We start from the raw sequence: 15,144 nt of genomic DNA, 5'->3' as shown, positions 1-15,144 counted from the left end.
ATTTGTTTGAGGAAATAAAAAAAGGCCGTCTGAACAACAGACGGCCTTTGTGTTGCCTAAGCCTTTATCAAGAAATAACTTCACCTTGGGCACGTTGTTTTTCGATGCTGCGGTTGATGTGCCATTGTTGGGCGATGGTCAAGAGGTTGTTGACTACCCAGTACAGAACCAAGCCGGCAGGGAAGAAGAAGAACATGATGGAGAAAATCAAAGGCATGACTTTCATCATTTTCGCCTGCATAGGGTCGGTTGACGGCGGATTCAGATAAGTTTGTGCAAACATGGTTACCGCCATAATCAAAGGCAGGATGTAGAAAGGATCCGGACGGCTCAAGTCGGTAATCCAACCCAACCAAGGCGCTTGGCGCAATTCTACGGAGGCGAACAATGCCCAGTACAGACCGATGAAGACGGGGATTTGCAACAGCATAGGCAGACAGCCGCCCAGCGGATTGATTTTCTCGTCTTTGTAAAGTTGCATCATGGCTTGTTGCTGCGCCATGCGGTCATCGCCGTATTTCTCTTTGATGGCTTGCAATTTAGGTGCGGCGGCACGCATTTTTGCCATAGAGCGGTAAGAGGCGTTGGTCAATGGATACAGTACGGCTTTGACAATGATGGTCAAAACGATGATTGCCCAGCCCCAGTTGCCGATGATGTTGTGCAGTTGGTTCAAGAGCCAGAAGAGCGGGGAGGCGAACCAGTGTACTTTGCCGTAGTCTTTGGCCAGTTGCAGTTTGTCGGCGATATTGGCGATAACGGAAGTGGTTTGCGGACCGGCATACAGGTTGATGGCGGTTTCAGCTTTCGCACCGGCTTGGATGGCGGCTAAAGGCACGCTGACGCTTGCGCTGTACAGGTTGTCGTTGCGACGTTTGATGTCGATACGGCAGTCGCCTGCGGTGCAAACGCTTTGGCCGTCTTTAGGCTGCAAAATCCAAGTGGACATGAAGTGGTGTTCAATCATGCCGAGCCAGCCGGTCGGGGTTTTGCGGATGTATTCGGCTTCGGATTTGCCGGATTTGGCATCGTCGTCCAAATCAGAGAAGCTGACTTTTTGGAAGCCGCCTTCAGGGGTGTAAACCACCGGGCCGACGTAAGAGCGAGTGAAGTAGCCTTGGCCTTCAGGTTCGCTGTGGTCGCGAACGATGCGGTAGTCTGCGCTCAGGTTGACGGGTTGGCCGTTGCTGTTGGTAATGTCAAAGCGGACGTTAACCAAGTAGCTGCCTTTGGTAAAAGTATAAACTTTGTCGATTTTCAGGCCGTTGGTTTCAGGTGCGCTCAGGCGGACTTCAACTTTGTCGCCTTCCAAACTGTATTGTTTTTGCGGAGCGGTAAAGCTGATGCCTTTCAGAACGTTGTTGCCTTGTGCGTCCAAAAGCTCGGATTGGGCAACGTAGGTGTATTCTTTGCCGTCGTTAAACAGGACGAATGGTTTGTGTTCGTCGCCGGTTGCTTTGTATTGCAAGAGGGTCAGCTGGCGCAGGTCGCCGCTTTTCTCATCGATGACGGCTTTAATCGTGTCTGTGGTAACGGTAATAGAGGAGGCCGGGGCAAGCACGGTTTCGGCAGCGGCTTTTGCCGGAGCTGCGGCCGTTTGCTGTTGCGCGGCTTGTGGCGCCGGATTAGGTTTGGGGCTGGGGAAAAAATGTTCCCAGCCGGCAAAGATTGCCACTGAAATGGCAAAAAACGCCATTAGTCTTTTAAAATCCATAAGAGATTCCTGGAATTGACGGATAGGTAATCGAGATGAAAACTGCTTCAGACGGCATTATATAGAAACCGACGGGAAATTAAAGGAAATCGTGTTCTTTAAATGGTTGACAGCAGCATTATGGAACAGGGTCATGGCCGTGTCCGCCGAAAGGATGGCATCGTGCGATGCGTTTGATTGCCAGCCATCCGCCTTTGAATGCGCCGTATTTTTTGACGGCTTCGACTGCGTATTGTGAACAGGTCGGGGTATAGCGGCAGCGCGGCGGAATGAGGGGGCTGATGCAGTATTGGTAAAAGCGGATGAGTGCAAGGAAGAGCTTGGAAAGCAGGGTATTCATCGGCGTTTTTTCATCAGCTGGGCAAGTTGGTCTCGGGCTTCAGGGGCGGTTTCCCGATTAAACGCCTGACGCACGCGCACAACAAAATCATGCGGCGGCAGTTGGTGTTGATTCAGCCTGAACCAGTCGCGGATGACGCGCTTCATGTAATTGCGGTCATGGGCGCGTTTGGCGGTCTTTTTGCTGACGACCAAACCAAGGCGCGGATGGCCGAGCGTGTTGTCTGCGGACTGGGAGACTTGCAGCAAATCGCGGCTGCGTCGGTTTTTCAACGCAAAAACGGATGAAAAATCATCCGTTTTTAATAAGCGATACTGCTTCGAGAAGCCGTAATTCAAAATTATACAGCCAGGCGTTTGCGGCCTTTGGCGCGACGGGCAGCCAATACTGCGCGACCACCGCGGGTTTTGGAGCGAACCAAGAAGCCGTGGGTGCGTTTGCGTTTGGTAACGGAAGGTTGATAAGTGCGTTTCATGATGTTTCCTAAAAATTGGTAGATAATTAAACCGTGAATTACACTCCAATTTGTTGCTTTTGTCAATCAATATAAAAACTTTTCGTTGGCTAAAGTGTGACAACGAGTTTGATGCATTGATAGAATTTGTGGATAAAATTTTGCGGCGGTTGTGGATAAAAAAGAGCGGAATGGGTATAATCGCCCAACCTTGCTTTTCTCTGTGCGCAAGGCCGTCTGAAAGCAGTGGGAGTATCGTAAAAATTTGATTTTTATCGGATTACCTGTCTGCTCTGCCTTCTTGTATTTCCCAAATCTTCCATTTTCCGAGCTTAATCTCATGACGTTAGCTGAATTTTGGCCGCTGTGCCTTTGCCGCCTTCACGAAATGTTGCCTGCCGGGCAGTTTGCGCAATGGATTGCGCCTTTGACCGTGGGTGAAGAAAACGGCGTATGGGTGGTGTATGGTAAAAACCAATTTGCCTGCAATATGCTCAAAAGCCAGTTTGCCGCCAAAATTGACGCCGTGCGTGCCGAATTGGTGCCTCAGCAGGCTGCGTTTGCGTTTAAGCCGGGCGTAGGTACGCATTATGAAATGGCGGCTCAGGTTGTTGCGCCGGTGCAAGTGCAAGAAGTCATTGAAGTTGAAGAATTTGTAGAGCCTGTTCAAATGCCTTTGCAAACTGCTGTGGCAGTGGAAGAAGATAGGCCGTCTGAAACGGTTTCCAAGCCTGCCGCTGCCATGACGGCTGCCGAGATTTTGGCGCAACGCATGAAAAACCTGCCGCATGAGCCTCAAGTACAAACTGCCGCTCCGGCTGAGTCTAAAGCAGTTGCCAAAGCCAAAACCGACGCACAACACGATGCGGAAGAAGCGCGCTACGAACAGACCAATCTGTCGCGCGACTATACATTTGAAACTTTGGTGGAAGGTAAGGGCAACCGCCTTGCCGCCGCAGCCGCCCAAGCGATTGCTGAAAATCCGGGGCAGGGCTACAACCCGTTTTTCTTATACGGCAGTACCGGTTTAGGTAAAACCCACTTGGTGCAGGCCATTGGCAACGAATTGCTGAAAAACCGTCCTGATGCCAAAGTGCGCTATATGCACTCGGACGACTATATCCGCAGCTTTATGAAGGCTGTGCGCAACAACACTTATGATGTGTTCAAGCAACAATACAAGCAATATGACCTGCTGATTATCGACGATATTCAGTTCATCAAAGGCAAAGACCGTACGATGGAAGAATTCTTCTATCTGTACAACCATTTCCACAACGAGAAAAAACAGCTGATTCTGACGTGCGACGTATTGCCTGCCAAAATCGAGGGCATGGACGACCGTCTCAAATCCCGTTTCTCATGGGGGTTGACTTTGGAACTCGAACCGCCCGAATTGGAAATGCGCGTGGCGATTTTGCAGAAAAAGGCAGAAGCAGCCGGTATCAGTATCGAAGACGAAGCTGCTCTGTTTATTGCCAATCTGATCCGCTCCAATGTGCGTGAGTTGGAAGGCGCGTTCAACCGTGTCAGCGCCAGCAGCCGTTTTATGAACCGCCCAGTCATCGACATGGATTTGGCGCGTACGGCTTTGCAGGATATTATTGCCGAGAAACACAAAGTCATTACTGCCGACATCATCATCGATGCGACAGCCAAATACTACCGTATTAAAATCAGCGATATATTGGGTAAAAAACGCACACGCAACATCGCCCGTCCTCGCCAAGTTGCCATGAGCCTGACCAAAGAGCTGACCGCGCTCAGCCTACCTTCTATCGGCGATGCCTTTGGCGGTCGCGACCATACAACCGTGATGCACGGTGTCAAAGCGGTGGCGAAACTGCGCGAAGAAGATCCCGAATTGGCGCAAGACTACGAGAAACTGCTGATTTTGATTCAGAACTGACCCAATGCAATATTCAGACGGCCTGATGTCAATGTGAGGCCGTCTGAAAACAAAAAATATTTTAAAATACCCCAATCAACCGATTTCAAATTCAAAGGAATGGAACATGCTGATTTTACAAGCCGATCGCGACAGTCTGCTCAAGCCGTTGCAAGCCGTTACCGGTATTGTCGAACGTCGCCATACTCTGCCGATTTTGTCCAATGTGTTGCTGGAAAGCAAAGACGGACAAACCAAACTTTTGGCAACCGACTTGGAAATCCAAATCAATACCGCCGGCCCTGAAAGTCAGGCAGGCGATTTCCGCATTACGACCAACGCTAAAAAATTCCAAGACATTCTGCGCGCCCTGCCTGACAGTGCGCTGGTGTCACTGGATTGGGCGGACAACCGTCTGACTTTGCGCGCGGGCAAATCCCGTTTTGCCCTGCAAACCCTGCCTGCTGAAGACTTTCCGTTGATGAACGTCGGCAGCGACGTCAGCGCGACTTTCTCGCTGACTCAAGAAACCTTCAAAACCATGCTTTCGCAAGTGCAATACAGCATGGCAGTTCAAGATATCCGCTATTATCTCAACGGCTTACTGATGCAGGTTGAAGGAAACCAACTGCGCCTTGTTGCAACCGACGGTCACCGCCTTGCTTATGCGGCCAGCCAAATTGAAGCAGAACTGCCGAAAACGGAAGTGATCCTGCCGCGTAAAACGGTATTGGAACTCTTTAAGCTGTTGAACAATCCGTCCGAGTCCATTACCGTTGAGCTTTTGGACAATCAAGTACGCTTCCAATGCAATGGCACGACTATTGTCAGCAAAGTCATCGACGGCAAGTTCCCTGACTTTAACCGCGTGATTCCTTTGGATAACGACAAGATTTTCCTCGTATCCCGTACTCAGCTTTTGGGTGCGCTCGAACGTGCCGCCATTCTTGCCAATGAAAAATTCCGCGGTGCACGACTGTTCTTGCAGCCAGGTTTGCTGAGTGTCGTATGTAGCAACAACGAGCAGGAAGAAGCGCGCGAAGAGCTGGAAATCGCTTACCAAGGCGGAGAACTCGAAGTCGGTTTCAATATCGGCTACTTGATGGACGTGTTGCGTAATATCCACTCCGACGATATGCAGCTTGCTTTCGGCGATGCCAACCGTTCAACGCTGTTTACCGTGCCGAACAATCCGAACTTCAAATACATCGTAATGCCGATGCGTATTTAATTGGGTGAACAAACAAAAAGAGCGTGTACGGGACACGCTCTTTTTTATAGGATTGAATCAAAAGGCCGTCTGAAAATTGTTTTTCAGACGGCCTTTTGATTAAACCGGGATGATTCGGTTAAATAGGAAAACTGGGATTAACGTGGACGTGGTTCGCAGTTTTTCACCAGGAATGAGCCGTTAGGGGCGTTCACGCCAACTACTTCAGAAGTAGTGTGGGTGTTTTTGTCGATGAAACCGGCAGACATTGCATAACCTTGACGGTTGGTGAAAGTAGTGCCAGTGCTGTCAGAACGTTTTTTGTTGACAACCAAAGAGGCTTTTTTGCCACCGGCGTTTACGTCAGCAGTAACTGCACGGCCGCTACGGTCAAAGCCGTACATCACGTTCAGTGATTTGCCACCGTCACAATGGTAAGAAACGAAGCCGGCAGGTGCAGCGGCAGCAGAGAAGGAAACAGTAGCCAATGCGGCTGCAGTGATAACAGAAAGTAATTTCATGATCTAAGCTCCATATGAGGGTTGTGTGTTATCTTGCAAAGTGAGAAAGGGTTTTCGTTTGCAGATGAAGCATATTGTAGGCGTTTTGGTGGTAGTGACAATTAGGTAAATTGCAAAACAGTGTTTACTTATGCTTACCTGATTGTTTATTAATAGAAAGTTGTTTGTAATTTGGTGTTGCAAAGTGGTTATACGGGTTGTTGCGGAATATATACATTAATGATTCTTTAAGAAATATAGCAAAAGAATACAAAAAAGGCCGTCTGAATATTCAGACGGCCTTTGATATGAAGCGGTTTACAAGAAGAAAATTGAAGCGATAGTCACGGCGATGACGCCATAGATGCTCATCGGGATGACAGTTTTCTTGATGATCGCGCCTTCGGCGTTGTTTACGTTCAATACGCTGCATACGGCGATGATGTTGTTGATGCAGACCATGTTACCCATTGCGCCGCCTACGGATTGCAGGGCGAGGATGAGGGTAACGGACAGGCCGGTATCAAGCGCGATTTGTTGTTGAATCGGACCAAAGGTCAAGTTGGATACAGTGTTGGAGCCGGAGAAGAATGCACCGATTGCGCCCAAGTATGGGGAGAAGTACACCCAGTGTTCGCCTGCCATCGCGGCAAACTCTTTACCGATGATTTTCACCATGGAGTCGTCGCCGCCAACCATCATCAGTTGAACCATAATCAGCGCACCCATCAGGGCAAGCAGAGGTTTTTTGGTTTGGTTGAAGGTTGCAGCGTAGAAAGACCACGCATCTTTGAATTTGGTTTTGTACAGCAGGATGCAAATCCAAACGGTGAAGACAAACGGAATCCAAGCCGGAACGTAGAGGGTTTGGTAGGAAGCGTTTACGCCTTGGCCGAAGATGTTGCCGAAGGTGATGGTCAGGGAGTCGCTGACGGTGATTTTGGACAAATCAAACGGCAGTTGGAAGCTGAACCATTCTTCTTTGCTGGTCAGCAGGCCTTTGATGCCCAGCTGTTTGATACGGGTTATCACCAGCATGCCGATCAGCATACCCAAAGGAGCCAGTGCTTTGGCAACTTGTGCGAAAGGTACTTTTTCTGCATTCGGGTCTTTGGCGTAATCTTTGCTCAAGCCCCAGCCGCGGTTTGCGGCGAATACGGATACCATCAGGCCGATTGCGCCGGCAACCAGAGATGGGAATTCTTCATTGACCATCGCCAATGCAACGTAAGGAAGGGTACAGGAGAATACGGCGATACCGATGAAGCCCAAGTTTTTGCGGATTTCAGCCCAAGGTACGATGAAGCTCAAGCCGATCACAGGGATGATGAAACCAGCAAAGAAGTGCATTACGCCGGTTTGCATACCGATTTCCATAATGCTCTTTTGATCCAAGCCTAAAGGAGCGAAGCCGAACCAAGTCGGGGTACCTACTGCACCGAAGGATACGGGTACGGAGTTCATGACCAAAGTGAAGATGGCTACTTTTAATGGGTTGAAGCCCAAGCTCATCAGGATTGGCGCGGCAATGGCGGCAGGTGTGCCGAAACCGGATGCGCCTTCAATCATAAAGGCGAAAGACCAGCCGATGATCATCAACTGGGCAATCGGATTCGGGCTGATGGTGGCCAGCCATTTGCGGATGACATCGATACAGCCGGTGGTTTCCATCATGCGGTTAAACATAATGGCACCGAAAATTACGGTAATCGGGGTCAGGGTAGAGACGAGGCCGGACGCGGCTGTTGCGTTGAGCAACATGGCGTCGTCGCCGAAATAAAACAGTTTGATGGCATAAATCAGCGCGGCGGTAATCGGCAACGCGACGTAGGACGGCATACTGTTTTTCTTAACCATCAGCCAGATCAGCAGCACGATGGGAAAAATACTGAGAAAGAGAGCCATGGGATTATCCTCGGGGCAACAAGCATCATAACCGTCAATCAATGGCGGTTTGATGCGATGTGTTGAGTAGTTAATGTTTTTCGAATAAGGATTGCTATTTTTTTTAGATGCAACCAGTTATCAGGTAAATTGGTTTTACCAATTTATGAAAACTGTTGCACACTTTACGTAATCTTATGTAATCGGTCAAGAGGTTTGTAATAAAAAAGGCCGTCTGAAATAGGGTTTTCAGACGGCCTGAGAGCTTTGCCAGCAGTTCATTTGGTCGGATATCGAATGGTATTTACATTCAATATTTTGTAAAGATTTTGTTTTTAATTGATTTCAAACGAATTATTCTATTCCTGCCCATTTATGCGTTTGTACGCTCAATTGCCAATGGACGAGTGCATCGGGTCGGCTGTTTAACACACCGATTTGGCGGATGGTGTCGTAGATATTCATCACACCTTCTTGCTCGCAAGGCGAGAGGTAGTAATGTTGGGCGAGGATTTTGCGTTCCATCTCTTGGCAAAACGCAATGACATCGCCGTCGGCAACAATGCGCACTTCATTAGCTTTCTCGATGCAACTAGATTGATATTTGGCGGCGTAGCAGGCCTTAGGGCTGGTAGCAACGTAGTCGATTTGCGGCGGCGCGGGGTTGAGGCCGTTGGTTTCGATACACAGGAAATAGCCTTCGGCTTTGAGTGCATTGAGCAGGGTATCCAAATGCGGTTGGATGGTGGGTTCGCCGCCGGTAATGATGATATTGCGCGCCGTGTAGGTTTTCAGACGGCCCAAAATATCGGACAGGCTCATCATGCCGAATTTGAGGTAGTCGGTATCGCACCAGCTGCACGCGAGATTGCATTTGCCCAAACGGATGAAAACGGCGGGCATGCCTGTATTCCAGCCTTCGCCTTGCAGGCTTTCAAAGATTTCGACAATGCGGTATTGGGGATTGTTCGGCGTGATGTGAATGGTCATGAATGTCGGGTGTGGGGTTTTAATTGTTGTGGTGAAGCGTTTTAAGAAATCGGTTGAGGCAGCCATTCTTTCTGTTAGTTCGAGTGGAAAGAACGGCTGGTGTGTTTAAGCGGCAATGACGGCTGCGGCGGCCAAAAATGCCGGCAAGCCTTGTTTGAGCAAAATGCCTTTGTTGCCGGATGAAAACGCGCCCCATGCGGCGGCGATGAGGACAAAGCCGAGGAACAGGATGGTCGCGCCGTAAACCGCGTTGTCGGGTGCGGCAAAGCGCGCCCATACCAAGCCGATGGCGAGGAAACCGTTGTACAGGCCTTGGTTGGAAAACAGGGTTTGCACGCGCTTTTGTTCCATAAATTCGTAAGGCATGTTGAACAGCTCTGACGCTTTTTCGCTTGGGATTTGCGTCATTTCGAGCCAGGCGATGTAGAAGTGTTCGACAGCGACGAAGAGGACGAGGAGGGTGGAGATGATTTTCATGAAGATTCCTTTTGATGTTTAGCGGATGGGTGTGTTTGTGGAACAGGCCGTCTGAAAAATACAAAATGCCGGTTTAGTCTCCTTCATATTCTGCACACGACGTCGGCGTTTCCCATAGTTTCACGCTGCACACTTTGACACCGGCATTTTTCAGACGGCCATACATTTCTACGCTCATGTTTTCGGCTGTGGTGCGGCAGGGCAAGCGCAGGGTTTTCATGTTCCAGCCTTCCAAAAGCGCGGCGATTTGGCTTTCGCGTTCGTTGTCGCCGTGATAGATGAAGGCATGGTCGAACGGGTCGGTAATGTGTTGTTTGACGATGGCTTTCAGGTCGGTAAAGTCCATCACCATGCCGTCTTTTGCGCCGCCTTGGATAACGGGCGCGGAGACGGTGATTTCGAGTTTGTAGGTGTGGCCATGCAGGTTTTGGCATTTGCCGTCATGCCCGTCGAGCATGTGCGAGGAATCGAAGGTAAAAATTTTGGTGATTTTCATGAGATGAGGGAAGCCGATCAGGCTGTCTGAACGGTGTCAAACCGGTTTCAGACGGCCTTGGGATTATTGTTCGGAAGGGAGTTTGAGGAAATGCTCGCGATAATGGCGCATTTCTTCGATGCTTTCGAGGATGTCGTCCAATGCCTTGTGCGAACCGCGTTTGACCACGCTTTTGGCAACGGCAGGATTCCAGCGTTTGGCCAATTCTTTCAGCGTGGACACGTCTAAGTTGCGGTAGTGGAAATAGGCTTCCAAACGCGGCATGTATTTGACCATGAAGCGGCGATCTTGATGGATGGAGTTGCCGCACATGGGCGTGGATTTCTCGGGTATCCATGCGGACATGAAGTCCAACAGGTTTTGCTCGACTTCGGCTTCGGTCAGTTTGGATTCTCGCACGCGTTGGGTCAGGCCGGTACGGCCGTGGGTGGCGGTGTTCCACTCGTCCATGCCGTCGAGCAACTCGTCGCTTTGATGGATGACGTAAACGTCCGATTGCGCCAGTACGTTCAAATCGGAATCGGTAATGATCATGGCAACTTCGATAATGCGGTCGTGTTCCGGGTTGAGGCCGGTCATTTCCATATCGAGCCAGCAGAGATTGTTTGCGTTTTGGGTCATTTCAGACGGCCTTGTGTTTTCAGTTGGCAGTATTATAAAGGATAAAGGTTCGGGCCGTCTGAAAGCATTTGTAACAAGTTGTGCAATCTCTTGATATAATCGTCCGTTACACAAAAAATCACCGCCAAAAATCATGAACCCAAGCCCTTTGCTCGATATTATCGATACGCCTCAGGATTTGCGCCGTCTGGAGAAAAAACAGCTGCCGCAAGTCGCCGCCGAATTGCGCGAATTTCTGTTGGATTCCGTCGGTAAGACGGGCGGCCATTTCGCCAGTAACTTGGGCGCGGTCGAGCTGACGGTGGCCCTGCATTATGTGTACGACACGCCCGAAGACCATTTGGTCTGGGATGTCGGCCATCAAAGCTATCCGCACAAAATCCTGACCGGCCGCAAAAATCAAATGCACACCATGCGCCAATACGGCGGTTTGGCGGGCTTTCCGAAACGCAGCGAGTCGGAATACGACGCATTTGGCGTGGGGCATTCTTCCACATCCATAGGCGCGGCTTTGGGCATGGCCGTTGCGGACAAACAGTTGGGCAACAACCGCCGCAGCGTTGCCATCATCGGCGACGGAGCCATGACGGCGGGTCAGGCGTTTGAAGCCCTGAACTGCGCAGGCGATATGGATGTCGATTTGCTGGTCATCCTCAACGACAACGAAATGTCGATTTCCCCCAATGTCGGCGCGCTGCCGAAATACCTTGCCAGCAACGTCGTGCGCGATATGCACGGCCTGTTGAGCACCATCAAAGCCCAATCGAGCAAAGTATTGGACAAATTGCCCGGCGCGATGGAGCTTGCCCAAAAAGTCGAAAACAAAATCAAAACCTTGGCAGGCGAAGCGGAACACGCCAAACAGTCGCTGTCTTTGTTTGAAAACTTCGGTTTCCGTTACACCGGCCCGGTGGACGGCCACAACGTTGAAAATCTGGTGGACGTATTAAAAGACTTGCGCGGCCGAAAAGGCCCTCAGTTGTTGCACGTCATCACCAAAAAAGGCAACGGCTACAAATTCGCCGAAAACGATCCTGTCAAATATCACGCTGTTGCCAAGCTGCCGAGCGAAGTGCCTGCGCCGGAAGTCAAACCTGCCGCGGCCAAACCAACTTATACGCAAGTTTTCGGCCAATGGCTGTGCGACCAAGCGGCGGCTGACGAGCGTTTGGTTGCCATCACGCCTGCCATGCGCGAGGGCAGCGGCTTGGTTGAGTTTGAACAGCAATTCCCCGACCACTATTTCGACGTTGGAATCGCCGAGCAACACGCCGTTACCTTTGCAGGCGGTTTGGCATGCGAAGGCATTAAGCCTGTCGTGGCGATTTACTCCACTTTCCTGCAACGCGCTTACGACCAGTTGGTACACGACGTTGCCTTGCAAAACCTGCCTGTTTTGTTTGCTATCGACCGTGCAGGTATTGTCGGTGCAGACGGCCCGACCCACGCCGGTTTATATGACTTGAGCTTTTTGCGTTGCGTTCCGAACATGATTATTGCCGCACCAAGCGACGAAAACGAATGCCGCCTGCTGCTCTCAACCTGCTATCAGGCAAACTCTCCGTCCGCCGTCCGTTATCCGCGCGGTACAGGCACGGGTGCAACCGTTTCAGACGGCCTGGAAACCGTTGAAATCGGCAAAGGCATCATCCGTCGCGAAGGCGAGAAAATTGCCGTTATCGCCTTTGGCAGCATGGTTACCCCATCATTGGCCGCTGCCGACAAGCTGAACGCGACCGTTGCCGATATGCGCTTTGTCAAACCGATAGACGAAGAACTGATCGTCCGTCTCGCCCGAAGCCATGACTACATCGTTACTGTCGAAGAAAATGCCGAACAAGGTGGCGCAGGCAGCGCGGTGTTGGAAGTGTTGGCGAAACATGGCATCTGCAAACCGGTATTGCTGCTGGGTGTAGAAGACAAAGTTACCGAACACGGCGACCCGAAAAAACTCTTAGCCGATTTGGGGCTGAATGCCGAATCCGTTGAAAAACGGATTGCCGGTTGGATAAAGGCCGTCTGAAAAATATTAAAATATCTCAATACATTGCGTAATTTATGGGAAAAAAATTAATCAGCATCAGTATGGTGCGCAACGAAAACGACGTTATCGAATCGTTTGTCCGTCATAATCACGAGCTGATGGATGAAATGCACATCATTGATCACGGCAGCAGCGATGGCACAAGGGAAATCCTGATTCAATTGAAAGAAGAAGGTTTACCGGTATTTATCTATCAATATCAAGCGCTCAAGTTCAATCAAGACCAATTGGTAAACCTGCTTATGAAGCAGCTTGTAGCAAAAGATGAAGCGATAGATTTCGTTTTTCCGCTGGATGCGGACGAATTTATTTCATGTCCTAGCCGTACCATGCTGGAACAACTCTTGGATGTCATCGGTGAATACAAGATCGGCATGTATCTTTGGCGCGGCTATTTGCCGACATCGTTGCAATACAACCCTGATTTCACCACTCAATTTACCGAGCAACGCCTCGAAACGCTCTTTACCCCTAAAGTCATTATTCCCAGATGGGCTGCCGAATCTTGCAGCGTGATTATCGGCTGCCATTACATGTTGGATAAAGATGGCAACAAGGTTGAATCAACCCTGTTTCATTCGCCGAATTATCGAGGTTTACATTCCTGGTTTATCGAGCAGTTTTCCGCACAATTTGCAGAGACCGATTTGTTGTGGCTGGGGCATTTCCCAATCCGCTCCTTGAACCAGCACATCAAAAAAATCCTCGAAAAGTCCATCTTGATTGCCATTAAAGACGGAAGCAACGATATTGCCTGGGAAAACCAGTTGCGCGAATTGTTGGATAACGGCATGAAGATGGACTTGAACGATTTACGGCTGTTGGCATACAGATACCGCTCCGGCTCTACAAGTTTGGAAGACCCGCATTGTAAAGTCAGCCGTTACGAACCCTTGCGTAAAAAACCGCTGATGCTGAAATACACCTCGCCGGAAGCAGGCGATCCTTTGATGACTGTTGGGCATCTGGTACTTGCATTGGCAAGCGGCGCACAAGATTCCTCTTTAGGCCTTAAGGCCGTCTGAAAAACACAGCCCGCACACACAATAATAGGAAAGTTATGATCAGCATCTTTGATATTTTCAAAATCGGCATCGGCCCGTCCAGCTCGCACACCGTCGGCCCGATGAAGGCCGCGGCCGCTTTTGCCGATTTGCTGCATGCCGAAAACTTGGATACACAAGTGGCACGCATTGTCATTGAAGTGTACGGATCGCTTGCTTTGACCGGTATCGGACACGGTACATTCGATGCATTATTGCTTGGTTTGGAAGGCAGCCTGCCGCACGATATTCCGCTTGCAGACATCCCCCAACGCTTGGAACGCATCCGCACGCAGCACGTTTTAAAACTCAACGACCGTGAAATGGCCTTCAATCCTGAAAAAGATTTGGATATCCGCGGCGACAAAGTGTTGCCCAAACATCCGAACGGTTTGAACTTTATCGCCTACCATTCAGACGGCTTGAAGCTGAAAGAGCAGATTTATTATTCGGTCGGCGGCGGTTTTATCGTAACAGACGAAGGATTTGCACAAGAGGCGCAGGAAAATGGCGATGTGCCGTATCCATACAAAAACTGCGACGAGTTGCTGGCACAATGCCGTCTGAACCAGTTGAATATTTCCGAAGTTGTGTTGGCCAATGAAGCGGCGTTGGCAGGTTGTGATGAGGCGGAAGTGCGCCGCCGAGTGGCCGCCGTAGCCGATGTGATGGAAAACTGCATCAAGCGCGGCTTGGGTGCGGAAGGGCAGTTACCGGGCGGCTTGAACGTCCGCCGCCGCGCGCCGCAGTTGGCAGCCAAACTCAAAGTCCTGCGCGAGAGCGAAATCGTCAATACCCAACTTTGGCCGATGGTGTACGCCATGGCGGTCAATGAAGAAAACGCCGCTGGCGGCCGCGTCGTCACCGCACCCACCAACGGCGCGGCAGGCATCATTCCTGCCGTCTTGCACTATTTCCGTAAATTTAATCCGCACGCCAACCAATCACGTGTCGAAGACTTCCTGCTGACTGCCGGTGCCATCGGTATTTTGTATAAAACCAATGCGTCAATTTCCGGCGCGGATGTCGGCTGCCAAGGCGAAGTCGGCGTGGCATGTTCCATGGCGGCAGGCGCATACGCCGAAGTCATCGGCGGTACACCGAAACAAGTGGAAAACGCCGCCGAAATGGCTATGGAACATCACTTGGGCCTGACCTGCGACCCTGTCGGCGGTTTGGTGCAAATCCCTTGTATCGAGCGCAACGGCATTGCCGCCGAAAAAGCCCTCAAGCTTGCTACCCTCGCGCTTTTGGAAGACGGCACAGACAAAAAAGTCTCACTCGATGAAGTGATTCAAACCATGCTGCAAACCGGCCGCGATATGAAGGCAACCTACAAAGAAACCTCACTCGCCGGCCTGGCTATCACCTTGCAGAAAAAAGCCATACCGGTATCCGTGCGCGTGGTGGAATGTTAGCAATAGGGAGGGGATATGCCCAATAAAAAAGGCCGTCTGAGAAACTTTCAGACGGCCTTTTTTGT

The 15,144-nt window shown here is 50.4% G+C and carries 15 protein-coding genes; 5 read left to right on the top strand and 10 right to left on the bottom strand.

The genetic code is table 11. From position 1 onward, the window contains the following. Positions 1-67: 67 nt before the first annotated feature. From yidC to rpmH, 4 genes are all read right to left on the bottom strand, one after another. Positions 68-1,714 (bottom strand): membrane protein insertase YidC, encoded by a 1,647-nt coding sequence (gene yidC / locus HMPREF3047_RS09225; protein ID WP_070713606.1) that lies wholly within the window; start codon positions 1,712-1,714, stop codon positions 68-70. A 118-nt stretch (positions 1,715-1,832) separates the two neighbouring features. Beyond that, positions 1,833-2,054: a membrane protein insertion efficiency factor YidD gene (yidD, locus tag HMPREF3047_RS09220; RefSeq protein ID WP_003684591.1), complete on the bottom strand. Its 222-nt coding sequence runs from the start codon at positions 2,052-2,054 to the stop codon at positions 1,833-1,835. Beyond that, entirely contained in the window at positions 2,051-2,392 is a 342-nt protein-coding gene (gene rnpA, locus HMPREF3047_RS09215; protein ID WP_070713604.1) for a ribonuclease P protein component, read from the bottom strand. Before rnpA ends, yidD begins: the two co-directional genes overlap by 4 nt. A gap of 2 nt (positions 2,393-2,394) precedes the next feature. Then, entirely contained in the window at positions 2,395-2,529 is a 135-nt protein-coding gene (gene rpmH, locus HMPREF3047_RS09210) for a 50S ribosomal protein L34 (protein ID WP_002214728.1), read from the bottom strand. A gap of 319 nt (positions 2,530-2,848) precedes the next feature. On the opposite strand from rpmH, the gene dnaA reads away from it, so the two are divergent. Both dnaA and dnaN read left to right on the top strand, forming a co-directional pair. After that, on the top strand, positions 2,849-4,417 hold the full coding sequence (gene dnaA, locus HMPREF3047_RS09205; protein ID WP_070713600.1) for a chromosomal replication initiator protein DnaA: 1,569 nt from the start codon (positions 2,849-2,851) through the stop codon (positions 4,415-4,417). Positions 4,418-4,523: 106 nt separating this feature from the next. Beyond that, the gene (dnaN, locus tag HMPREF3047_RS09200; protein WP_004520410.1) at positions 4,524-5,627 is read left to right on the top strand and encodes a DNA polymerase III subunit beta; all 1,104 of its coding nucleotides are present in this window, start codon (positions 4,524-4,526) and stop codon (positions 5,625-5,627) included. Positions 5,628-5,764: 137 nt separating this feature from the next. Here the strand turns inward: dnaN and HMPREF3047_RS09195 are convergent, their stop codons facing one another. From HMPREF3047_RS09195 to orn, 6 genes are all read right to left on the bottom strand, one after another. Continuing rightward, entirely contained in the window at positions 5,765-6,127 is a 363-nt protein-coding gene (locus HMPREF3047_RS09195; protein WP_070460395.1) for an ACP-like domain-containing protein, read from the bottom strand. A gap of 297 nt (positions 6,128-6,424) precedes the next feature. Next, entirely contained in the window at positions 6,425-8,011 is a 1,587-nt protein-coding gene (locus HMPREF3047_RS09190) for an L-lactate permease (protein WP_070713597.1), read from the bottom strand. Positions 8,012-8,344: 333 nt separating this feature from the next. Then, positions 8,345-8,980, bottom strand: coding sequence for a 7-carboxy-7-deazaguanine synthase QueE (locus HMPREF3047_RS09185; RefSeq protein ID WP_070713886.1), 636 nt, complete (start codon positions 8,978-8,980; stop codon positions 8,345-8,347). Between the two features lie 105 nt (positions 8,981-9,085). Further along, on the bottom strand, positions 9,086-9,457 hold the full coding sequence (locus tag HMPREF3047_RS09180; RefSeq protein WP_070713595.1) for a DUF1304 domain-containing protein: 372 nt from the start codon (positions 9,455-9,457) through the stop codon (positions 9,086-9,088). Between the two features lie 73 nt (positions 9,458-9,530). Continuing rightward, positions 9,531-9,953, bottom strand: coding sequence for a 6-carboxytetrahydropterin synthase QueD (gene queD / locus HMPREF3047_RS09175; RefSeq protein WP_070713592.1), 423 nt, complete (start codon positions 9,951-9,953; stop codon positions 9,531-9,533). Positions 9,954-10,016: 63 nt separating this feature from the next. Next, positions 10,017-10,574 carry an oligoribonuclease gene (gene orn, locus HMPREF3047_RS09170; RefSeq protein WP_039862353.1) on the bottom strand — a complete coding sequence of 186 codons (558 nt, stop codon included), beginning with the start codon at positions 10,572-10,574 and terminating at the stop codon, positions 10,017-10,019. A gap of 133 nt (positions 10,575-10,707) precedes the next feature. Here orn and dxs point away from each other — a divergent pair, with 133 nt between their 5' ends. From dxs to HMPREF3047_RS09155, 3 genes are read left to right on the top strand one after another with little or no spacing between them, the layout of a single operon-like run. Continuing rightward, positions 10,708-12,597, top strand: coding sequence for a 1-deoxy-D-xylulose-5-phosphate synthase (gene dxs, locus HMPREF3047_RS09165; protein ID WP_070713589.1), 1,890 nt, complete (start codon positions 10,708-10,710; stop codon positions 12,595-12,597). A gap of 35 nt (positions 12,598-12,632) precedes the next feature. After that, the gene (locus HMPREF3047_RS09160) at positions 12,633-13,643 is read left to right on the top strand and encodes a glycosyltransferase family 2 protein (RefSeq protein ID WP_070713586.1); all 1,011 of its coding nucleotides are present in this window, start codon (positions 12,633-12,635) and stop codon (positions 13,641-13,643) included. A gap of 35 nt (positions 13,644-13,678) precedes the next feature. Further along, the gene (locus HMPREF3047_RS09155) at positions 13,679-15,079 is read left to right on the top strand and encodes an L-serine ammonia-lyase (protein WP_070713584.1); all 1,401 of its coding nucleotides are present in this window, start codon (positions 13,679-13,681) and stop codon (positions 15,077-15,079) included. Positions 15,080-15,144: the final 65 nt, after the last annotated feature.

Origin of the sequence: Neisseria sp. HMSC075C10 (assembly GCF_001815615.1) — a bacterium.
GTDB lineage: Bacteria > Pseudomonadota > Gammaproteobacteria > Burkholderiales > Neisseriaceae > Neisseria > Neisseria subflava_A.
This window is presented reverse-complemented; position numbering and strand designations above follow the sequence as displayed.

Bases quoted from the DNA above. Each gene is read 5' to 3' on its own strand.
- yidC (WP_070713606.1), bottom strand. From the start codon at position 1,714: ATGGATTTTAAAAGACTAATGGCGTTTTTTGCCATTTCAGTGGCAATC.
- yidD (WP_003684591.1), bottom strand. From the start codon at position 2,054: ATGAATACCCTGCTTTCCAAGCTCTTCCTTGCACTCATCCGCTTTTAC.
- rpmH (WP_002214728.1), bottom strand. From the start codon at position 2,529: ATGAAACGCACTTATCAACCTTCCGTTACCAAACGCAAACGCACCCAC.
- dnaA (WP_070713600.1), top strand. From the start codon at position 2,849: ATGACGTTAGCTGAATTTTGGCCGCTGTGCCTTTGCCGCCTTCACGAA.
- dnaN (WP_004520410.1), top strand. From the start codon at position 4,524: ATGCTGATTTTACAAGCCGATCGCGACAGTCTGCTCAAGCCGTTGCAA.
- HMPREF3047_RS09195 (WP_070460395.1), bottom strand. From the start codon at position 6,127: ATGAAATTACTTTCTGTTATCACTGCAGCCGCATTGGCTACTGTTTCC.
- HMPREF3047_RS09190 (WP_070713597.1), bottom strand. From the start codon at position 8,011: ATGGCTCTCTTTCTCAGTATTTTTCCCATCGTGCTGCTGATCTGGCTG.
- HMPREF3047_RS09185 (WP_070713886.1), bottom strand. From the start codon at position 8,980: ATGACCATTCACATCACGCCGAACAATCCCCAATACCGCATTGTCGAA.
- HMPREF3047_RS09180 (WP_070713595.1), bottom strand. From the start codon at position 9,457: ATGAAAATCATCTCCACCCTCCTCGTCCTCTTCGTCGCTGTCGAACAC.
- queD (WP_070713592.1), bottom strand. From the start codon at position 9,953: ATGAAAATCACCAAAATTTTTACCTTCGATTCCTCGCACATGCTCGAC.
- orn (WP_039862353.1), bottom strand. From the start codon at position 10,574: ATGACCCAAAACGCAAACAATCTCTGCTGGCTCGATATGGAAATGACC.
- dxs (WP_070713589.1), top strand. From the start codon at position 10,708: ATGAACCCAAGCCCTTTGCTCGATATTATCGATACGCCTCAGGATTTG.
- HMPREF3047_RS09160 (WP_070713586.1), top strand. From the start codon at position 12,633: ATGGGAAAAAAATTAATCAGCATCAGTATGGTGCGCAACGAAAACGAC.
- HMPREF3047_RS09155 (WP_070713584.1), top strand. From the start codon at position 13,679: ATGATCAGCATCTTTGATATTTTCAAAATCGGCATCGGCCCGTCCAGC.